Here is a 20,198-nt window from a genome sequence, read left to right on the forward strand (position 1 = left end):
GCTCTCTCGACTTACGGCAGATGTCAGTGCCAGGCGCCAGAATCATGTCTGTGGATGTGAGATCTGACTTTGCGCTGAAGTTGCAACTGAAGCACGTCGCCGAGCAAGCCATCGACCCCAAGATCAAGGATGCCCTTGCATCGGTCGTTACGCACATGACCAGCGGCAGGAGCCCCTACAGGGGAGGCAAGGCACTCGTCACCTTACTCAAGGAGGTGCGCTCAACCGCGGCAGCAGCAGATGAGTGGCAAGTCGTGCGACTGATACAAGACTCTCTGGACTACGCGGAAGGACGGATCCTCCGGCCAGACTTCGAAGAGCGTTACCGGCTCTTCCAAAGGTCGACAGAACCGTTGAGCTCACATCAGGACTACCTGGCACGGACGCTCTCCGGCAGCCTTGCCTTCTTCTCTCAGCTCGGCTCCCAGTACCTCAGCCAGCACCCCAACGCGAGCCCGAGTGAGGTGCTCAACCATGTGGAGAGCGTTGCCCAGGACTCACGCTACTTGCAACAGTCGCAGGAGCAACCTGGCCGCTATCGGATCCTCAGGGGCAGTGCAGAGGTAGCCGCCTGGCTTGAACAGGTCTTTCGTCAGCGGGTTGACGTGGAAGATCCGGAAGACGCTGCTCGCCGCATCGTGATGACCCCCGAGTCTCTCGCAATTCTGGCAGCAGACCGAGAAGGACAGATCCTTCTACGAGCCGCAGAGGTCCAGCGCCGACGGCGAGGCCTCAAGGAACTTCGCATGGCCGTGGAGGACCCCAAGGCGAGCGAGAGGGATCTCCAGCGCGCGCTAGACGGTCAACACTGGATCTTCGGCGGACAGTTCGCAAGCCAGGCAATCCAGCGCAGACTGGTTCCCGGAGACGAGGTGGATATCCCATTGATACGCGGGGACGGCGCACTACACATCATCGAGTTGAAGTGCTCAATGAGCCTCCGTGGCTCCCTCGTCAAGAGGCACAGAGGATGCTGGGTGCCAACGGCTGAAGTGCACGACGCAGTTAGCCAAGCGGTGAACTATCTGGTCGGCCTGGACGAGCATCGGCTCCGGATACGAGACGAACTAGGAATCGAAACTCGCCGGGCAAGCGCTCTGGTGCTAATCGGACACCCATCCGTACAACCAGACGTAGCCGAGGAAGACATCAATGAAGCATTGCGTACGCTCAACACCCATATGAGCCGCGTTGAGGCCGTAACCTACAAGGAGTTGGTAGATAACGCAGAGCGTTCACTGGGCGGATGGCAGTGAGGTACCCATGCGATGGACTCTCATCTCTCCTCGGTGCGTAGCCACCAGCAGTACCTGGAAAAGAACCCCGGAGTACTGCGGGATCGGCGGCACGGGCGCGGTCCTGGACGCGCCGTCGGAGACGAACTGGGGGCGGGCGTGCCCGACGGGCATCGCCCCGGCGCCGAGCCAGAACTGACCGCCCCCTTGCTCCCCCGACGGGGCCGCCCCGGGCGGACGGTCAAGTACCGCATGCTGAAGACCGCCTGGGGCATCGCCGTGGACCTCACGGCGGACGCCTCGCTGGCAGCGGTCCCACCCGCGCACGCGGAGCGCGTCGGCGCGCACGTGTGGCTGGACGTCTCCCCCGTCCTCACCCACCCGCCCGCCGACCGCACGGGCCGGCGGCTCGCTCCCGAGGAAGCGGTGTGGCTGCACCACGGCGTGGCGCTGGCCGCCCCCGCGGTGGCGGCCAGCCACTCTCCCCTGCACACCACGGTCACCGTCCACCACGTCTGGTTCCCCGAGACGGACTACCAGCCGGAGGGGCTCGCGGCGGCGGTGATCCAGTGGCTCGAAGAGGAGTTCACCCTGCCTCCCCACGGAGTGACCGCCACATTCGACCACCCAGCCAACCGGTACGTGTACACCTGGTAGGCCCCTCAGTCGCCGACCCCGAGGTCCCGCCGCATCACGCGCCGCAACTCGGCGATCGCCGCGTCGTTCCCGGCCTCCAGCTCGGCGTAGCTCTCGCTGTCGGCCGTCACACCGTCGAGGACGCGGTCCCGCGTCGTCCGCAGAGCGACAAAGGCCGACCTGGCGGCAGCCACGACATCGCGCGGGGCGATGATCGCCAGCTGGTGCCGGATCTCGGAGGCACCCGGCGCCAGAAACCGCTCCCGGACCTCACGCGCATACTCCTCGCTGCCCGGGGTCGCGCCGACCGCCCCCTGCGCGCACTCGTGCAGGGCCGTGCGGACGCGCGAGAGCGCCGCCGTGTACTCCGCGTACAGCTGCCTCCGCGTCGCCGTCTCCCGGTCCGCGCTCTCGCGCCGCCACCGGGCCCGGTCGGCGAGCAGCGTCGCGCCGACGCCGATCACCGCGCCCAGCAACGTACTTACCGGCGATATCCACTCCACGAGGACACGACCCTAACGGCCCCCGGCCCCGCCCCGGGCCCCTCTGCCCTCAGCGAATCTGCCACAGGCCGAGATTTCTGACAGGTGGGTCCCCGCCGGTCAACAGTGAAGTCAGGGCGCGGCCTCGGGGCCGCCGGACTTCTGGGAGGCGTGATGTCTGTACGGGACAGTGGATGGGAAGCGGCGGCGCGGCCGCGGGGGGAGGACGGGGACACCGCTCCGTCGCGGTTCGACGACCATCTCGCCGCGCAACTGCTCAACCAGCGGATCGTGTTCCTCGGGACGCAGGTCGACGAGGTCTCCGCCAACCGCGTGTGCGCGCAAATGCTGTTGCTGTCGGCGGAGGACCCGAAGACCGACATCTCCCTCTACATCAACAGCCCGGGCGGATCCGTCACCGCCGGGCTCGCCATCTACGACACCATGCGGCTCATCCCGAACGACGTGGCCACGCTCGCCATGGGATTCGCCGCCAGCATGGGGCAGTTCCTGCTCAGCGTCGGCACCGCGGGGAAGCGGTTCGCGCTGCCCAACGCGCGGATCATGATGCACCAGCCATCCGCGGGCATCGGCGGCACCACCGCCGACATCGCCATCCAGGCGGAGAACCTGGAGTTCACGAAGCGGACCATCGAGCGGCTCACCGCCGAGCACACCGGGCAGAGCGAGGAGACGATCTCGCGGGACGGCGACCGGGACCGCTGGTTCACCGCCGAGCAGGCCAAGGAGTACGGGATGGTCGACCACGTGGTCGAGTCGCTGGAGGACGTGCGGCCCGCGGGGTCGAAGCGCCGTATCGGGCTCGGAATCTGAGGAGGGGGAGGAAGCAATGAGCCAGTACACGATTCCGACCGTCGTCGAGCGCACTCCGCAGGGCGGCGAGCGGGCGTACGACGTCTACAGCCGGCTGCTCTCCGAGCGGATCATCTTCCTCGGGACGGAGATCGACGACGGGGTCGCCAACGTCGTCATCGCGCAGCTGCTGCACCTGGAGTCCTCCGCGCCGGAGCGGGAGGTCGCCATCTACATCAACTCGCCCGGGGGTTCCTTCACTTCGCTCATGGCCATCTACGACACCATGAGCTTCATCTCCGCGCCGATCTCGACGTTCTGCGTCGGCCAGGCCGCGTCGACGGCCGCCGTGCTGCTCGCGGGCGGCGCCCCGGGGCGGCGGTTCGTGCTCGACCACGCGCGCGTGCTGCTCGGTCAGCCCGCGAGCCGCGGCCGGCAGGGCACGGTGTCCGACCTCGCCCTGGAGGCACAGGAGATGCTCCGGATCCGCTCGCAGGTCGAGGAGGTCCTCGCCCACCACACGCACCACGACGTCGCCACGCTCCGCGCCGACATGGACCGCGACAAGGTCTTCACCGCCCAGGACGCGGTCGCCTACGGCCTCGCCGACCAGGTGCTCAGCAGGCGGGTCCTGCCGGCCGCCGCCTGAGCGGCGGCCGGCGGGTCCCGGTCGTCAGGCCGCCAGGCGCACTTCGCCCTGGTACGACGCCCTGGCCGGCCTCGCGCGGGGAAGGCCGGCCAGGCGGGACTGGGCCAGGGAGAGCACGTCGGACAGGCCGAGGCCGAGTGCGTGGGCGGCGGCCGCGAGGACCTCGGACGAGGCCTCCTTGCGGCCGCGCTCCACCTCGGAGAGGTAGGGCATGGAGATCCGGGCGGCGTCGGACACGTCCTTGAGCGTGCGCTCCTGTGCGAGGCGCTCGGTGCGCAGGACATCTCCGACGACATCACGCCAGAGGGGCTCCTTGGCCTCCCCCGGCCGCCCCGATGGTGCGGGGTTCGGCGCCGCCTTGAGCGGGCGCAGGTGGATGACGCGGGCTTCGTTCGCCTTCTGGCGCTCTTGGCTGCTCACTTCCTCAGCCTAGGAGCGATACGGTCACGGGCGCAGCGTGCGGGGTTCCGCCGCCCGCGAAATCACTGACTGCCCGGGCTCCGCACCGAGCCCACCGACGACGCGTCCCGCCCCCAGCTGGCGAGCAGCCGCAGCCCCTGCGCCGACGCCGAGTCCGGCTCCGCGTGGTACATCAGCAGCGACTGGTCGCAGTCGTCCGGCAGGCGCAGCGTCTCGAACGAGAGCGTCAGGTCACCCACCAGCGGATGGCGCATGCGCTTGACGCCGTGGCCCTTCTCGCGGACGTCGTGCGTGGCCCACAGGCTCCTGAACTCCTCGCTCTTCACGGAGAGTTCGCCGACGAGTGAGGACAGCTCCGGGTCGTTCGGGTAGCAGCCCGCGTCCATGCGGAGGTAGCCGACGATGTCCGACGCCTTCTTGTCCCAGTCCACGAAGAGCTCGCGCGAGCGCGGGTCGAGGAAGCAGATGCGCGCCCAGTTCCGCTCGGCGGGCGCGAGCTCGCCCCAGTCGCCGAAGAGCGCCGCGGCGAGCGCGTTCCAGCCGAGGATGTCGGAGCGGCGGCCGACCACGTACGCGGGCACGTCGTGGATGGAGTCCAGGAGCTGCTGGAGCGCGGGCCGCATGGGCTGCGGGCGCGCGGCCTTCTTCTTCTTGAGCGTCTTGGGCTTGGCGAGGCGCGTCAGATGGGCCTGCTCGGCGTCGGTCAGCCGCAGGGCCCGCCCGATCGCGTCGAGGACCTCGCCGGAGACGTTGCGGCCGTTGCCCTGCTCGAGGCGGGTGTAGTACGCGACGGAGACCCCGGCGAGCTGCGCGAGCTCCTCGCGGCGCAGGCCGGGCACCCTGCGGTGCCGTCCGAAGTTCGGCAGACCGACGTCCTCGGGCTGCAGCCGCGCCCTGCGGGTGCGCAGGAACTCGCTCAGCTCGGCCCTGCTGTCCAGCGGCCGCGCCTCGGGGATCTCGTCGTCCATGTTTCCAGTATCCAGGCTCGGGTGCCGGGTCGTACGCCCCTGAGCCTGACCCCGCCAGTGGTAGGCACAGTGGTCGTAGGCAGAACGGGTGTCTGGGTGACGTCCCAGGTCAGTGGCAGTGTCGAAGACATGACTGAGCAGATCACCACCGTTTCCGCCTACGCCGCTCCCGCCCCCGAGGCACCCCTGGAGCGGACCACCGTGCCGCGCCGCGCCGTCGGCGAGACCGACGTCCTGATCGACATCAAGTACGCCGGGATCTGCCACTCGGACATCCACCAGGCCCGCGACGGCTGGGGCGAGGGCATCTACCCGATGGTGCCCGGCCACGAGATCGCCGGCGTCGTCACCGAGGTCGGCCCCGGTGTCACCAAGTTCTCCGTGGGTGACCGCGTCGGCGTCGGCTGCATGGTCGACTCCTGCCGCGAGTGCGAGAACTGCAAGGCGGGCCTGGAGCAGTACTGCGTGCGGGGCAACGTCCCGACGTACAACGGGCTCGGCAAGGACGGTGAGCCGACCTACGGCGGCTACTCCACGCACATCGTCGTGGACGAGGCGTTCACCGTCCGCATCCCCGACGGGCTCTCCCTCGACGTGGCCGCGCCGCTGCTGTGCGCCGGCATCACCACGTACTCCCCGCTGCACCGCTGGCAGGCGGGCCCCGGCAAGAAGATCGCCGTCGTGGGCCTCGGCGGCCTCGGCCACATGGCCGTCAAGATCGCGCACGCCATGGGCGCGGAGGTGACCGTCCTCTCGCAGTCGCTGCGCAAGAAGGACGACGGCCTGAGGCTGGGCGCCGACCACTACTACGCGACCAGTGACGACGCCACCTTCGAGCAGCTGGCGGGCTCCTTCGACCTGATCCTCTCGACGGTCTCCGCGCCGCTGCCGCTGGACAGGTACCTCGGCCTGCTGCGCTCGGAGGGCGCCTTCGTGAACGTCGGCGCCCCGGAGGAGCCGGTCTCCCTCAACCTGTTCTCGGTGATCGGCGGCGGCAAGACCCTCGCGGGCTCCATGATCGGCGGCATCCAGGAGACGCAGGAGATGCTGGACTTCTGCGCGGAGCACGGGCTCGGCTCCGAGATCGAGCTGATCCGCGCCGACCAGATCAACGAGGCGTACGAGCGGGTCCTCGCCAGCGACGTCCGCTACCGCTTCGTGATCGACACCGCGACGATCTGACTCGTCCGCGCGGCCTAGTTCCAGGAGCGCACCCCCGGTGGGCCCGGCGACCGATGTGGCGCCGGGCCCGCCGGTCCTACCGTGGTTCCCGGACCGGAGAACGGCAGGACCTGCAGACCGGGAGGTCGCACGATGTCGATCGAGCTCAACCACACCATCGTCACGGCGCGGGACAAGAAGGCGTCCGCCCAGTTCCTCGCGGACATCCTCGGCCTGGAGGTGGGCCCCCAGTACGGGCCCTTCATCCCGGTGGAGATCCCCAACGGCGTGACCCTCGACTTCTACGAGGGCGACGGCGGCCCGTTCGTGCCGCAGCACTACGCCTTCCTGGTCTCGGAGGACGAGTTCGACGACATCTTCGGGCGCATCAAGGAGCGCGGCCTCACCTACTGGGCCGACCCGTACCACCAGCGCCCCGACGAGATCAACACGAACGACGGCGGCCGCGGCGTCTACTGGGAGGACCCGGACGGCCACAACCTGGAGATCATCACCAGGCCCTACGGCAGCGGTTCCTGAGCCAGGAACGCGAGCACCGGCCCGGTGGCGACGTCCGCGAACTCCTCGAAGTACGCGTGCCGGGCACCGGGCACGAGCAGCGTCCTGGCGTCCGGGATGCGGGCGGCGAGCAGCGGGGCGTTGGCGGTGGGGTTGAACGTGTCGTCCGTGCCGTGGACGACGAGCGTCGGCGCCTCGATCCGCGGCAGCGCGTCCCACGCGTCGTGCCGGGCGCTGGCCCGCAGATGGCGGCGGCGGGCGTACGCGGGCATGGTGGCGTCGCCCAGCGTGTGGAACGTCCGCCCGGGGTGGGTACGTTCCTGTTCGGCGAGCCAGGCCGGCGTGTACATCAGCTCGAGGAGGGCGCGGCGCACGGCGTCCGGGTCGGCCCGGCTCAGGGCCGAGCGGACCTCCGGGCCGCGCTCGACGCCGTGCGGGCCACCGGGCGAGGTGCAGCCGAGGACGAGGCGGCCGACGCGGGCGGGGTGGTCGGCCGCGACCCACTGGGCGATGCGTCCGCCCATGGACGTGCCGTAGACGTGGGCGCGGTCGATGCCCGCGTGGTCGAGGACGGCGAGCACGTCACGGGCGAGGTTCGGGGTGCTGTACGTGTCGGTGTCCGGGCGGTCGCTCTCGCCGGTGCCGCGGTGGTCGAGTACGACGGTGGTGAAGCGGGCGGCGAAGTCGTCCCGCACCGGATCCCACCAGTGGTGGTTGTTGGACTGCCCGGCGAGCAGCACCAGCGGGTCGCCGGAGCCGTGCAGTTGGTAGTGGATGGCGGTACCGTCGGCCGCCCGGGCGTAGGGCATGGCCGGTCACTGTCCTCGTAGGTCGGCGACGAGGCGGAAGCGCTCCAGGACGAGCGGCGTCGCGTCGTCCACGGTGAAGCCCGGGTCGCCGAGCCCGGCCCGCACCTCGGCGCTGTGCCAGAACTCCTCGTGTCCCGCCCGCCATTGGGCCACCGTCTCGTACCCCTCTCCCTCGTCCACGGCGTGGGCGAGATCCACTTCGCCGAGCGGCACGACTCGGACGTCCGTGATCTCGATGACGGCGACGGGCCGGTCCTCGGAGTCGACGACGGCCGCGCGCTCCCCGACGGCGGGCAGCGGGTCGCCGTCCCGTTCGTAGCCGATGAGCAGCCCTGTCGTCGAGGTCTTGGACCCGTCGAGGATGGCCGCCACGAGCTGGTCGCGCAGCGGTCCGGGGTAGGCGAACTCAGCCTTGGGCAGCGGCTCCCGGGGCCCACCGGTGCCGCCCTCGTGCTCCGTGATCTCCGTCATGGGGCCACAGTAGGCGCCGGACGTGGCGCGACGCGGCGCCGAGGGGTTCTGGCGATACGTGATCGACAGTCCCTTCGGCGCCGCGCCGTCAGAGGCGGGGGCCCAGCGGCCCGGCACCCCTACTTGCCGTCGTGCGCTCCTACTTGCCGTAGTACGCGTTGTAGATCGACAGCGTCGACTTGTTGCCCTTCTTGTCCGTGATCTTGGCGTGGAACGAGATTCCCTTGTCCTTCGCCGGGTTCTTCACGTGGATCTTGCCGTTGGTGACCTTGACCTTCTCCCAGGTCTGCCCGTAGTCGTACGAGACGTACGTGGTCAGGGACTTGAGGTTGGCGCCGGCCGCCGCACCGAGGACCTTGACCGGCACGTACTGCTTCTTGTCGGCCTCCGCCCTGCTGCTCAGGTCGACCGCCGGGCTGAACCGCGCCGTGGAGACGGGGAGCTTCGCGCTCTCCACCTTCTTGGAGCGGAACGTGAAGCTCGCGTCGATGCGCGTGGAGGCCGCGGCCACCTTGACGCTGCGCTTCACCGACGTCGAGAGCTTGTACTCGGCGTCGGCCGACGGCACCTTGAAGGACTTCTCGCCGGTCAGCGGGTCGGTGTTCTCGCCGATCTGGGTGCCGTTGCGGGACAGCGTCGTCTTCACCGACGTGTAGAGCGAGGACCCCACGTGGGTCTTGCCGTCGGCGAAGAGCGGGAGGTAGCCCGTGATCTTGTTGTCCTCGCGGAAGACGCCGAAGTCACCGCCGATGCGCGGGCCGAACACGGCCGTGTTGAAGATCTTCTCGTAGCTGCCGCCCGCCTTGAAGGTCTGCGGGGCGCCCAGGCTGTAGACGGCCTCGACCGTCGGCCAGCCCTCCGCGTCGTCCGGGCCGTTCTGCTCGAACTCCAGGCCCCACTTCACCTTGTCGCCGGTGGAGACGTACACCGTGCGGTTGGTGCGCAGCTTCGTCGGGACGGAGACGGACCAGGAGCCGCTGGTGTCGGGCAGCTCGCCGAGCGCGCGCAGCGAGCCCGTCTTGCCGCTCGTGGAGGCGCCGAGCCCGGCCTTGACCGTGGCGAATTCACTCGCCTTGTAGTGCTTGGTGTAACCGGTGGCGAGCTGCTTCACCGCACCGCCGGCGACGGTGTTGTACTCGGTGTTGTCGCCCTTGGTCCAGACGGCCGCCCACTGCTGGCTGAGCTTGACGCCGGTCGGGGCGGCACCGACGGCGCCGGTCCGGAAGTTCTTGTACTCGTCGAGCAGCCAGCCGTAGCTGCTGGAGAGGTCCTCGGTCTCGACCATGTAGTCGGGCGCGGCCAGCACACCCTTGACGTCGGTCGCGGGCACGGTGACCTCGACCGGCTTGGCGGTCCGCGCGTCGACCGTCACCGTGGTGTTCTTGGTGATGTCGAGCTTCGGCTGGGCGAGCCAGTCGACGCCCTTGCCGAGGTCCGCCATGTCGACCGCGACGTTCGAGTCGAGGATGTAGCTGCCCTTGGGCACCCGCACCTTGACGGTGCCGGACGCGTCGTACGGCGACAGGTCCGTGCCGACGGCCTTGCCGATGATGCCCTGGAGAGACGCGGAGTACTGCTTCGTCGGCTGCCCGTCACGCCCGAGGTGCTTCAGCGTGAGGTTGTACGACTCCACCTCGCGGTCGAGTGCGGCGGCGGTGCGGACGGACTGGCCGCCGCCGTTCGCCACGACGTACGCGGAGTAGGCGCCGTCCACGGTGCCGCCGAGCTTGGAGTCGGCGGTCAGGTCGACGGAGGCGGTGCCGCCGGCGGGGACGGTGACCTTCTTGGCGCCGAGGGTGAAGAACCCGGCCGGGGCCGGGCGGCCCTTGGGGTCGGTGGCGGTCACCGTGAGGTCCAGGGTGACGTCGTCCTTGCCGAGGTTCTTGTACGTCACCTTCTTGGTGACCGGCTTGTCGTCGGTGTGCGGCCACTGCTGCGTGCCGAAGCTCACCGACACCGGGTCGGCGATCACCGTCTGCTTGATCGCCTTGTCCACGGCGATACGGCCCGAACCCTGCTGGAACGGCGTGTACTTGCCGCCCTTGGTGGAGCCGGTGAGCGCGCCCTTGAGCTCGGGCTGCTTCCAGTCCGGGTGCTGCTGCTTGAGCAGGGCGGCGGCGCCCGCGACGTGCGGGGCGGCCATCGACGTACCGGAGATCGTCAGATAGCCCTCGGGGTTCTGGCCGACCTCCCTCTCGATGACGGAGCCGGGCGCTGCGGCGGCCGTGATGTCCACGCCGGGCGCGGTCACGTCAGGCTTGATCGCACCGTCACCGACCCGCGGGCCCTGACTGGAGAAGTCCGCCAGCTTGTCGTTGTCGTCGACCGCGCCGACGGTCAGCGCGGCGTCCGCACTGCCCGGGGAACCGACCGAGCCGACCGTGCCGTCGTTGCCCGCCGAGATCGCGAAGAGGATGCCCTTCTCCGCGGAGAGCTTGTCGACCTGCGCTTCGAGCGGGTCGACGCCCGGGGCGTCGGGGCCGCCGAGGCTGAGGTTGACGACGTCGGCGCCCTCGGCCACCGCCCAGTCCATGGCGGCGATGATGCCGGAGTCCTCGCCGTAGCCGTCGTCGCCGAGGACCTTGCCGTTGAGGAGCTTCGCGCCGGGGGCGACGCCCTTGAACTTCCCGCCGGACTTGGCGCCCGTGCCTGCCGCGGTGGACGCGACGTGCGTGCCGTGGCCGTAGCGGTCCTTGGCGTCGGCCGACTCCGTGAAGTTCTTCTCGGCGACCACCTGGTCCTTGAGGTCCGGGTGCGTGGCGTCGATGCCCGTGTCCAGGACGGCGATCTTGACGCCCTTGCCGTCGTACCCGGCGGCCCAGGCCTTGTCGGCGCCGATCTGCTTGACGCTCTTGTCGAGGGTGGCCTTGCGGACACCGTCGAGCCAGACGTGCTTGATGCCGGACGCCGCGGTGCGGGCGCCCTCCTTGCCGCTGGTGAGCGCGGCCCACAGGTCGGCCGCGTCCTGCTTCGGCGTGCTGAGCGCGTCCGCGTTCAGTGCCTTCAGGCTCCGGCGGACGGTGGTGTCACCGGCGTCGCGGACCTCGGCCTTGGCGGCGGTGGCGGCTCCCCGGTAGCCGACGATGACCTTGAGGGCCTTCTTCTGCGCCGCGCGGTTGCGCTTCTTGTTCAGCTCGGTGACGTCGAACAGCCGCCGGTCGACCGTGCCGTCGGCTATCAGGCGCTGCGCGTCGGCGGGTATCACCAGCGTGTGCCCGCCGCTGCGCCGCACCTGTACGGGTATGTGCTCGCGCCCCTTGGCGCGTTCGAGTCCGACGACGCGGCCCTTGGCGTCGACGACGGCCCGGTCACCGGTGATCAGCGTGACCCGGTCCTTGCCCGCGGCCTTGCCGAGGGCGCCCTCCGCCCCGGCCGACTGTCCCGCGGATGCCGGTGTCGCGGCCGCGGGGCTGGTCATGCCCGCCGCGAGAGCCACGGCGACCGCCGCGGCGATACTGGCTCCGCACGCTCTTTTCACTTGTCTGTGCAAGTCTCCCCCTGGAGGTTAAGGGGCTGCGGCCCCTGGAGGACGAAGTATGCCGAGGGGCGAACACCTGCTCAATAGTGAGGCTGGAGTGCGGAGTTGAGGCTGTCCGAAATTGGTGCGCCTTAACGGCAATTGGCCGGATCGAGCCAATTGAGTGCCGATGGCGCGCGCTCGGGTGATGTGCTCATGTCCGCGGTTGCCGCGCACCCCCGCAGTGGAACGACAAACGCCATGAGCCCGACGATCTCGACGCGACCTTTGCGCCCGCGCGGCGCGATCCGGCTGGTCTGCCTCTCCGCGGCCCTGTCCCTGACCACGGCCGCGTCGGCCGACCCGCACCCGGCGGGCCGGCGCCCCGCCGCGAACGGGCCGGGCCTGCCGAGGAGCGGGACGGACGTGCTGAGGGAACGCACCGTCGGCCTCGACCTCGCCGACCACCGGTGGCTGTGCGCCTCCGGCGGCTTCGGCCGCCCCGCCGAGCACGATCTCGGCCTCTTCCCGGGCATGCGGATCACCGTCGTCCAGGAAGGCCGCGAAGTCGACGGGGACACCGTCACGTGGACCGGCCACGTCAAGGGGGAACCGGACCGGCGGGCGGTGATCGCGGCGAGCCAGGTGTGCGGGCACGCCGACGGGAAACCGCCGCGGACGCGCCCCGGCGCCCGGCCCGCCCAGAGCACCGGTCCCGCCGTCGATGCCCTGGTCGACCTCGGGACACGGGCGTACCACGTCACCACCCTGCCGGGAGCGCCGGGAGAGCGTTCACGGCTGCGGATCACGGAGGAGGACCCGCGGGCGCGCCGCGGCCCCACGCCCGACGACACCGCGGGCGACGAGGCATCCGCCGCCGAACTGCGCGACTCCCTCAAGGACCGCGCACCGGCCGACCCCGCGGCCCCCGCCGTCATCGACGTCCTGGCCGGACACACACCGGCCGCGGTGCGGCGCGTGGGCGGCGAGCAGGCGATGGCGGCCCGTCTCGGGATGGCCGAGTCCTACATGAACCAGGCCCTCGCCGACAGTGGCGTGGCGGCCAGGATCGACGTCGTCGGCAGGTACGACACGGGGTACCACGGCGACCAGACGGCCGACCTCATGTTCGACAAGCTCTCCGACCCCACGGACGCCGATCTGGGCGCGGTCGCGCACCGCCTCCGGGAGCGGCTGGGCGTCGACCTGGTCACCGTCGTCAACGACGTGCCCGTCGGCTCGTCGGGCCGGGCCGCCCTGCCCACCCGGGGCCACCTGGACAGCGCTCTCGCCTTCTCCGCCGTCGACGTCCAGTCCCTGGTCAAGTGGTACAACCTCGGGCACGAACTCGGCCACAACCTCGGCCTGTTCCACGACCGCACCACCCTCGCCGAACACAACGCCCCCGGCACCTACCGCCGGCTCCTCAACTCCCCGAGCGGCACCGGATGGATCACCCCGCGCCGCGACCACCACTCCCTGATGGCCTACGCGGAGAGCTGCGGCGCCCCGTGCGGCCCCGTCAACCAGTACTCGAACACGCAGAACACCGTCGACGGCCAGCCCCTGGGCGACGAGCACAACGACAACGCCTCCCTGGCCCGCAGGACCGCCCCGATCGTCGCGGCGTACCGCACGTCGACAGTCGCCCGCACCCGGCACCCGCTCACGCTCGAAGCGACTCCGAACGGCACGGTCCGCCCCGCCGTCCACGGCCCCTACGCCCCCGGGACCACCGTCGGCCTGACCGCGGCACCCGCCGCCGGGTACCGCGTCGCCGCCTGGGTCGTCGACGGCCGGCGCCACGACCTCACCGAGGAGAAGGTGACGCTGACGATGGACCGTCCGTACACCGTGAGCGCGGTCTTCGTCCCGGCCTGAGCGGAGGCGGACATGAGAGCAGCCCGCACCCGGTACGGGGTGCGGGCCGCTCAGAGATCGGAGGCCGGACGAGGGGTCAGACGGCGGAGCCGGCCTTCCACTGCGCCCAGTCCATGTTCCAGCCGTTGAGGCCGTTGTCCGGGGCGATGGTCTTGTCGCCGGTGTTGCGGACGTCGACGACGTCACCGGTGATGGAGTTCTCGTAGAACCAGGAGCCCGGGGTGCTCTTGTCGTTGGCGCCCTTGGCGTCCCGCAGGCCGATGCAGCCGTGGCTGGTGTTCGCGCCGCCGAAGATGGAGGGCGAGCCCCAGTAGTTGCCGTGGATGAAGGTGCCGGAGCTCGACAGACGCATGGCGTGCGGCACGTCCTTGATGTCGTACTCGCCCTTGCCGTCGCCGTCCTTGAAGCCGACGGTCGCGCCGTCCATGCGGGTCTCCTTGAACTTCTCGGAGATCACCATCTTGCCGTTGTACGTCTTGTTCTCGGGCGAGCCGGCGGAGATCGGGATGGACTTCACGACCTTGCCGTCCCGCGTGACCTTCATCGTCTTGGTCTTGGCGTCGACGATGGAGACCTGGTTGCGCCCGATCTTGAACTGGACGGTCTTCTGCTGCACTCCATAGACACCGTCGGCACCCTCGACGCCGTCGAGGTTCAGCTTCAGGGTGACGGTGGAGTTGCCCTTCCAGTAGTTCTCGGGGCGGAAGTCCAGGCGGTTCGCACCGAACCAGTGGCCGACGATCTCCTGGCCGCTGTCGGACGACACCTTGACCGCGGACTGGACTTCCTTCTTGTTGGTGATCGCCTTGTCGAAGTTGATCGACACGGGCATGCCGACACCGACCGTGGAACCGTCCTCGGGCGTGAAGTTCCCGATGAAGCTGTTGGCCTTCGAGACGGTCGTGAACGCCGAGTTCTCGTGCGCCTTGCGGCCCTCGGAGTCCTTGGCGGTCGCCGAGATCCTGTACTTCGTGGCGCGCTCGAGCTGGCCGCTGGGCTTCCAGCTCTTCTTGTCCGCCGATATCTGTCCCTGGACGGCGGCGCCGCCGTCGGCGGGCTTCATCGTCACGTTCGTCAGCGTGCCCTCGGTGACCGTGACCTTGGCCGCGCTGTTGATGCTTGCGTTGTCGGAGCCGTTCTTCGGCGCGATCTCGATCCGGGCGGCAGAGGTCTTCTTGGCCGCCGCCTCGTCGACCTGGTTCTGCGACTCCTTGCCGCCCGAGGCCTTGTCGCCGTCGTCGCTGCTGCACGCCGAGAGCACGAGCACGCCGCCCATCAGGGCGGACACGGCCGCGACGCTCCTGCGTCCGCGCCCGAGCCTGCGAGGCCTACTGTCCGTCATCACACGCATCTCCATAGTTGCCGAATCCCCGAAGTCCCCCCCGAGATTTCCCGAAGTCCCGGGAGTCCCCGTAACCCCGCATAACGTCCTGCCCGGTTCGTCCCGTTCCACATCCGCGGGAAATGTGGGGAACACCACGTCCGCGGTACTGGACCGGCGGGACCGGATCCCTCCCGTCGATCACCGCGCAGGCTGAGACGACGGAACCCCGGACGGCGGTTGCTGCCCGGGGTTCCCGATTCCGGATCCTTCAATCCGGATCCGATCCACAGCTCATGCCCTACAGCTCGTCGTCCTCTTCGTCATCATCCTCGTCCGGGTCCCAGTCGGGCGAATCGGGGTCGTAGTCGATCAGCTCGCTGCTCCAGGAGGCCCGGGTGAGCTCGGTTCCCGGCACCTGGCTGACCATGTCGAAGGGGTCCACGAGGTAGGCGAGCGCCTCGGCGACGTCCTCCTGGACGGCGGTCTCGGCGTGCGCCCGCTCCTCGGTCGGCATGTGCGCGTCCTCGGCGATGCGGCCGAGGGCGGTGGCGGTCAGCTTCTCGGCGTCACCGACCTCGACCACCATTTCCACCCGCAGCCGTACAAACCGTGATGTCTCGTCTCCACTCATACGACGGAGCGTACGGCCCCCGCGCCTCGCGACTTTCCCGCGACCCGCACCTTTCATTAGCATCGCCCCACACGGCCAATTCGCCAGCGCCACAAGGGGGATCCGATTCCGTGTCCGCACGCCGATCGTTGCTGACCACCGCCGCCGCGGGAGCCCTCCTCGGCGCCCTGTGCTTCGTCCCCTCCGCCAACGCGACCTCCCCCGCGACGCCCGACACCCCCCGGGACGACCGCCCCGCCACGTCGTCCGCGACGTCCCCCCACCACGAGACCCACGGGGCCACCAGCACGGCCTCGGCCCCCCTGACCGGCTCGGACGGCCTGGACAAGACTCCGTACCTGGTGGGCGGCACGGCGTTCCTGAGCCTGGGCGCCGGCTTCGTGGTCTTCTCGGTACGCAGGGAAAGGTCCCCGCGCGCGGCGTGAGCAACTCATACGCGTATTCCGATGATGTCGAGGTCGCGACAGCCGCGGCACGTGCCGGGGCGGACGTCGTGCGGGCCCTCTACGGCCGCCGGCTCGACCGGTTCGACAAGGGCGCAGGGGACTTCGCCACCGCCGCCGACGTGGCGGCGGAGAAGGCGATCATCGACGTCATCCGTGCCGCTCGGCCCGAGGACTCGCTGCTCGGCGAGGAAGGCGGGCAGCACGGCGCCGCGGACGCCACCCGCCAGTGGCTGGTGGACCCCCTGTGCGGGACGTTGAACTACGCCGTCGGCAACATGCTCGTGGCCGTCAACGTCGCGCTGCGCGACGGCGCTGCGGCGGTCGCCGACCCGTTCAGCGGCGAGGTCTTCTGCACCGACGGGACCAGGGCCTGGGTCCGGCACGAGGAGGTCGACACTCCCCTGTCCCCCACGTCGGCCACCCGCCTGGTGGACGTCAACCTGGATCCGCCGTTCCCGAGCGCCCCCGGCTTCCGGGCCGTGGACCTGCTGGCCCACCCCGACTTCGTCGCCGGGTTCCGGCCGCGGGTGGTGTCCACGACGCTGGCCCTGGCCTGGGTCGCGGCCGGCCGGCGCGCCGCCTACGTCACCGACGGCGGCGACCTCTCGCAGAGCGTGCACTTCGCCGCGGGTATCGCCCTGTGCCGGGCGGCGGGATGCGTGGTCACCGGGATCGACGGCGCCCCGATCGGCCATGGGAGCCGCGGACTTGTGGCAGCGGCGGACGCCGAGACCCACGAGCGGCTGCTGTCCCATACCCTCGCCCCGTGACGCACGCACCCTGGGACATCCTGCTGATCGGCGGCGCCTCCGGTGTCGGCAAGAGCCGGGTGGCGTCCCGGCTGGCCGCGGTGCACACCGCCTTCGTCGTCGAGTTCGACGACGTTGTCGAGGCCGTACAGACGATCACCACCGCCGAGCAGCACCCGGATCTGCACCTCTTCGACCGGGCCGGCGACGCCGCGGACCTGCCCGCCGACCGCGTGCTCGACCTGCAGATCGCCACCGCACGCGCCCTGGAGCCCGCCGTCCTCGGCGTCGTGCGCAACCGCCTCACGGTCGACGTGCCCGCCGTGGTCGAAGGGGACTACCTCACCCCGGCCGCCGCCGCGCGGGCCGTCCGCCAGGGGAGCGCCGCGGGCCGGCGCGTGCGGGCCGTGTTCGTGCACGAGGGCGACCCGGAGCGGATCGCCCTCAACTACGCCGCGCGGGAGCCGGAGCACGGGGTCCAGCAGGAGCGTGCCGAGGTCAGCGCGGCGTACGCAGACTGGCTGCGCCGCGAGGCCGCCCCGCACTCCCTCCCCGTGCTCGACGCCCGCCCCTGGGACACCCTCGTGTCCCGCATCGGGGCGGCGCTCACGGAACCGCTTACGCCAGCGGCCCCGTGACCGGCTCCACCGCCGCCACGAGCGCACCCGCGCGCACGAACGCCTCCGCCGCCGCGAGGTCCGGCGCGAGGAAGCGGTCCGGGCCCGGGCCCTCCACGCCCGCCTTGCGGACGGCCTCGATGACCGCCTGCGTCGCCGGCGCGGGAGTGAGGCCCTCGCGGAGCTCGACGGCGCGCGTGGCGGCGTACAGCTCGATCGCGACGATGCGGGTGAGGTTGTCGACGGCCGTACGGAGCTTGCGGGCCGCCGACCAGCCCATCGACACGTGGTCCTCCTGCATCGCGGAGGACGGGATGGAGTCGGCCGAGGCCGGGACGGCGAGCCGCTTCATCTCGCTGACCAGCGCCGCCTGCGTGTACTGGGCGATCATCAGGCCGGAGTCGACGCCCGCGTCGTCCGCGAGGAACGGCGGCAGGCCGTGCGAGCGGTTCTTGTCGAGGAGGCGGTCCGTGCGGCGCTCGGCGATGGAGCCGAGGTCGGCCGCGGCGATCGCGAGGAAGTCCAGGACGTACGCGACCGGGGCGCCGTGGAAGTTGCCGTTGGACTCCACGCGGCCGTCGGGCAGCACGACGGGGTTGTCGACGGCGGCGGCCAGCTCGCGCTCGGCGACCGTGCGGGCGTGCGCCATCGTGTCCCGGCCCGCGCCCGCGACCTGCGGGGCGCAGCGCACCGAGTAGGCGTCCTGCACGCGCGGCGCGTCGTCCTGGTGGTGGCCGGTGAGGCCCGAACCGGCGAGCACCGCCAGCATGTTGGCGGCGGAGGCGGCCTGGCCCGGGTGCGGGCGGATGGCGTGCAGCTCGGGGGCGAGGACCTTGTCCGTGCCGAGGAGGGCTTCGAGGGTGAGGGCCGCCGTGATGTCCGCCGACTTGTAGAGGGTCTCCAGGTCGGCGAGGGCCATGATCAGCATGCCGAGCATGCCGTCGGTGCCGTTGAGGAGGGCCAGGCCCTCCTTCTCCCGGAGCTCGACGGGCGCGATCCCGTGCGCGGCGAGGAGCTCGCCCGCGGGCTTGAGCTCGCCGTCGGGCCCCTCCGCGTCGCCCTCGCCCATCAGCGTCAGCGCGCAGTGGCTGAGCGGCGCGAGGTCGCCGGAGCAGCCCAGCGAGCCGTACTCGTGGACGACGGGCGTGATGCCCGCGTTCAGGACGTCGGCCATCGTCTGCGCGACCTCGGGGCGCACGCCCGTGTGGCCCGAGCAGACCGTCTTGAGGCGCAGGAACATCAGCGCGCGGACGACCTCGCGCTCCACGCGCGGGCCCATGCCGGCCGCGTGCGAGCGGACGATGTTGCGCTGGAGCTGGGCGCGGAGGTCGGGGCCGATGTGGCGGCTGGCCAGGGCGCCGAACCCGGTGGAGACGCCGTACACCGGCTCGGGCTTGGCGGCGAGCGCGTCGACGATCTCGCGGGACCTGGCGAGTGCCGCCAGCGCCTCGGCGGTGAGTTCGATCCGTGCGTTTCCGCGCGCGACGGCGATGACGTCCGCCGCGGTCGTCCCGGACGTCCCAAGGGCCACGGTGCCCACGCTGTGCATATCCATATTCAGCAGCGTACGGACTGAATCGCCAAGTGTCACGGGTGGATTCCGCGGGAGCCACTTACCGCGAGGTCAGCCGCGCCCGAGCGCCCCGCGGAACGCGCTGCCGTGCCGGCTCCGCAGCGGCTGATCATGCTCATGCTGCCAGTCGGAGGTGCGTCGCCCGCTAACCGGAGGTGCGCCGCCCCCGGAACCTTCGCCGCTCCCCGGCCCACGGGACCCCGGGGGGCGAGTCGGCGAGACGGACCACCGGGTCGTCCGCGCCCTCCCGCCCGGCCACCACCGGCTTCACCGCGCGCGCCGCCTTCGCGCGGTACTGCGCCGCGTCGGCGAGGCGGAAGAGGCGGCGGGCCGAGCGCACGGGGCCGATCGGGTCGCCGGTCGACGCGACACCGCAGGCGACCCCGTCGCCCAGCTCCAACTCGGCCGCCCGTACGCAGAGTTCGTCGGCGGCCCGCACCACCTCGTCCGCCGCGGGGCCGACCGAGAGCAGGCAGAACTCGTCGCCGCCGAGGCGCGCCGCGAGCGCCCCCGGCAGCATCGCGCCGCAGAGCGAGAGGACCGAGCCGAAGCGCTCCAGGAGGCGGTCGCCGACCGCGTGGCCCTGGGTGTCGTTGACCCGCTTGAGGCCGTTCAGGTCGCAGACGACCAGGCTCACCACGGCCCCGTCGGCGAGGTGCCGCTCCACCGCCCGGTCGAGCCTGAGGTCGACCGCGCGGCGGTTGGCGAGGCCCGTCAGCGCGTCCGTGTAGGCGAGGCGGCGCGCCTCCTCCAGGCGCTCCGTCTGCGCGATCCCCGCGGCCACCACCGCGGCGAGGACCGTCGCGAAGTCGGCGTCGGCCCGGCCGAAGACGGGGACGCCCGGCGGACGCGCCACGTACAGCTCGCCCCACGCGCGCCCGTGCAGCACGACCGGCGCGACCACGCAGCAGCCGCGGCCCCTGCGGCGCAGCGCGGCCACGCGCTGGTGGCAGTAGCCGGGCGCGCGGGCGTCCGCCGGGCCCTCGGCCGTCTCGACCCAGGCGTGCGGTTCGCCGCCGCCCGCCCAGTGCTCGTGCAGGAACTCGGTGATCTCCGGGAACCGGTTCACGGGATACGCCTCGTTCTCCGGGAACTCCTCCTCGCCCTGGACGCGCTCCCCGGCGTTCACCAGGACCCGCAGCCTGCCCATGTCCCGCTCCCAGACGGACAGCGCCGCGAAGCTCCCGTTCAGCGCGCGGCAGGCGCCGGCGGCGGCCGCTCGCCAGGACTCGCGCGGAGTGTGCGCGGCGGCCATTCCCTGCGCCAGCTCCACCACGGCCCGCAGCCGGACATCCTCTCCCATTTCCCCAGGTTAGGAGGTTTGCCCCGGTTTGGAACCTCGAGACATCACGGAACG

Annotated in this window: 19 protein-coding genes and 1 pseudogene; 10 read left to right on the forward strand and 10 right to left on the reverse strand. The window is 70.9% G+C overall.

Annotated elements, in window-relative coordinates; all coding sequences use genetic code 11:
* The first annotated feature begins 44 nt into the window (after window positions 1-44).
* Window positions 45-1,256, forward strand: coding sequence for a Shedu anti-phage system protein SduA domain-containing protein (locus ACZ7LU_RS14645; RefSeq protein WP_471916844.1), 1,212 nt, complete (start codon window positions 45-47; stop codon window positions 1,254-1,256).
* A gap of 12 nt (window positions 1,257-1,268) precedes the next feature.
* On the forward strand, window positions 1,269-1,892 hold the full coding sequence (locus ACZ7LU_RS14650; protein ID WP_471916845.1) for a hypothetical protein: 624 nt from the start codon (window positions 1,269-1,271) through the stop codon (window positions 1,890-1,892).
* 5 nt (window positions 1,893-1,897) lie between these two features.
* Here the strand turns inward: ACZ7LU_RS14650 and ACZ7LU_RS14655 are convergent, their stop codons facing one another.
* On the reverse strand, window positions 1,898-2,374 hold the full coding sequence (locus ACZ7LU_RS14655) for a hypothetical protein (RefSeq protein ID WP_471916846.1): 477 nt from the start codon (window positions 2,372-2,374) through the stop codon (window positions 1,898-1,900).
* 153 nt (window positions 2,375-2,527) lie between these two features.
* Between ACZ7LU_RS14655 and ACZ7LU_RS14660 the strand changes: the two genes are divergently transcribed.
* Together ACZ7LU_RS14660 and ACZ7LU_RS14665 are read left to right on the forward strand one after the other, a co-directional pair.
* Entirely contained in the window at window positions 2,528-3,187 is a 660-nt protein-coding gene (locus ACZ7LU_RS14660; RefSeq protein ID WP_471916847.1) for a ClpP family protease, read from the forward strand.
* Between the two features lie 13 nt (window positions 3,188-3,200).
* Window positions 3,201-3,815 (forward strand): annotated as a pseudogene (locus ACZ7LU_RS14665) (ClpP family protease); the annotation flags it as partial.
* A gap of 24 nt (window positions 3,816-3,839) precedes the next feature.
* On the opposite strand, the gene ACZ7LU_RS14670 reads toward ACZ7LU_RS14665, so the two are convergent.
* Window positions 3,840-4,235, reverse strand: coding sequence for a helix-turn-helix domain-containing protein (locus ACZ7LU_RS14670; protein WP_398300603.1), 396 nt, complete (start codon window positions 4,233-4,235; stop codon window positions 3,840-3,842).
* A gap of 62 nt (window positions 4,236-4,297) precedes the next feature.
* Window positions 4,298-5,203, reverse strand: a complete 906-nt coding sequence (locus tag ACZ7LU_RS14675) for a helix-turn-helix transcriptional regulator (RefSeq protein WP_471916848.1) — start codon at window positions 5,201-5,203, stop codon at window positions 4,298-4,300.
* Window positions 5,204-5,332: 129 nt separating this feature from the next.
* Here ACZ7LU_RS14675 and ACZ7LU_RS14680 point away from each other — a divergent pair, with 129 nt between their 5' ends.
* Together ACZ7LU_RS14680 and ACZ7LU_RS14685 are read left to right on the forward strand one after the other, a co-directional pair.
* Window positions 5,333-6,385 carry an NAD(P)-dependent alcohol dehydrogenase gene (locus ACZ7LU_RS14680; RefSeq protein ID WP_468087677.1) on the forward strand — a complete coding sequence of 351 codons (1,053 nt, stop codon included), beginning with the start codon at window positions 5,333-5,335 and terminating at the stop codon, window positions 6,383-6,385.
* A gap of 132 nt (window positions 6,386-6,517) precedes the next feature.
* Window positions 6,518-6,904 (forward strand): VOC family protein, encoded by a 387-nt coding sequence (locus ACZ7LU_RS14685; RefSeq protein WP_468087679.1) that lies wholly within the window; start codon window positions 6,518-6,520, stop codon window positions 6,902-6,904.
* Here ACZ7LU_RS14685 and ACZ7LU_RS14690 read toward each other — a convergent pair.
* The 3 genes from ACZ7LU_RS14690 to ACZ7LU_RS14700 form a co-directional block, all read right to left on the reverse strand.
* On the reverse strand, window positions 6,886-7,692 hold the full coding sequence (locus tag ACZ7LU_RS14690; protein ID WP_471916849.1) for an alpha/beta fold hydrolase: 807 nt from the start codon (window positions 7,690-7,692) through the stop codon (window positions 6,886-6,888). The two genes, ACZ7LU_RS14685 and ACZ7LU_RS14690, sit on opposite strands and share 19 nt — an antisense overlap.
* Window positions 7,693-7,698: 6 nt before the next feature.
* Window positions 7,699-8,163 carry an ASCH domain-containing protein gene (locus ACZ7LU_RS14695; RefSeq protein WP_471916850.1) on the reverse strand — a complete coding sequence of 155 codons (465 nt, stop codon included), beginning with the start codon at window positions 8,161-8,163 and terminating at the stop codon, window positions 7,699-7,701.
* Between the two features lie 139 nt (window positions 8,164-8,302).
* Window positions 8,303-11,581, reverse strand: a complete 3,279-nt coding sequence (locus ACZ7LU_RS14700) for a S8 family peptidase (RefSeq protein ID WP_471916851.1) — start codon at window positions 11,579-11,581, stop codon at window positions 8,303-8,305.
* 300 nt (window positions 11,582-11,881) lie between these two features.
* On the opposite strand from ACZ7LU_RS14700, the gene ACZ7LU_RS14705 reads away from it, so the two are divergent.
* On the forward strand, window positions 11,882-13,501 hold the full coding sequence (locus ACZ7LU_RS14705) for an InlB B-repeat-containing protein (protein ID WP_471916852.1): 1,620 nt from the start codon (window positions 11,882-11,884) through the stop codon (window positions 13,499-13,501).
* A 76-nt stretch (window positions 13,502-13,577) separates the two neighbouring features.
* Here the strand turns inward: ACZ7LU_RS14705 and ACZ7LU_RS14710 are convergent, their stop codons facing one another.
* Window positions 13,578-14,843 (reverse strand): L,D-transpeptidase, encoded by a 1,266-nt coding sequence (locus ACZ7LU_RS14710; protein ID WP_398300588.1) that lies wholly within the window; start codon window positions 14,841-14,843, stop codon window positions 13,578-13,580.
* Between the two features lie 280 nt (window positions 14,844-15,123).
* A complete protein-coding gene (locus ACZ7LU_RS14715) occupies window positions 15,124-15,456 on the reverse strand; it encodes a hypothetical protein (RefSeq protein WP_398300586.1) in 333 nt (110 codons plus the stop codon).
* A 110-nt stretch (window positions 15,457-15,566) separates the two neighbouring features.
* On the opposite strand from ACZ7LU_RS14715, the gene ACZ7LU_RS14720 reads away from it, so the two are divergent.
* The 3 genes from ACZ7LU_RS14720 to ACZ7LU_RS14730 are packed head-to-tail and all read left to right on the forward strand — an operon-like array spanning window position 15,567 to window position 17,289.
* The gene (locus tag ACZ7LU_RS14720; protein WP_471916853.1) at window positions 15,567-15,881 is read left to right on the forward strand and encodes a hypothetical protein; all 315 of its coding nucleotides are present in this window, start codon (window positions 15,567-15,569) and stop codon (window positions 15,879-15,881) included.
* Window positions 15,878-16,672: an inositol monophosphatase family protein gene (locus ACZ7LU_RS14725; protein ID WP_471916854.1), complete on the forward strand. Its 795-nt coding sequence runs from the start codon at window positions 15,878-15,880 to the stop codon at window positions 16,670-16,672. Before ACZ7LU_RS14720 ends, ACZ7LU_RS14725 begins: the two co-directional genes overlap by 4 nt.
* Complete coding sequence (locus ACZ7LU_RS14730) at window positions 16,669-17,289, forward strand: AAA family ATPase (RefSeq protein ID WP_471916855.1); 621 nt, start codon at window positions 16,669-16,671, stop codon at window positions 17,287-17,289. Before ACZ7LU_RS14725 ends, ACZ7LU_RS14730 begins: the two co-directional genes overlap by 4 nt.
* On the opposite strand, the gene hutH is transcribed toward ACZ7LU_RS14730, so the two are convergent.
* Entirely contained in the window at window positions 17,270-18,808 is a 1,539-nt protein-coding gene (gene hutH / locus ACZ7LU_RS14735; protein WP_468088289.1) for a histidine ammonia-lyase, read from the reverse strand. The two genes, ACZ7LU_RS14730 and hutH, sit on opposite strands and share 20 nt — an antisense overlap.
* 178 nt (window positions 18,809-18,986) lie before the next feature.
* Window positions 18,987-20,144: a GGDEF domain-containing protein gene (locus tag ACZ7LU_RS14740; RefSeq protein WP_398300578.1), complete on the reverse strand. Its 1,158-nt coding sequence runs from the start codon at window positions 20,142-20,144 to the stop codon at window positions 18,987-18,989.
* Window positions 20,145-20,198 lie beyond the last annotated feature (54 nt).

Source organism: Streptomyces sp. NPDC039462, assembly GCF_055639375.1.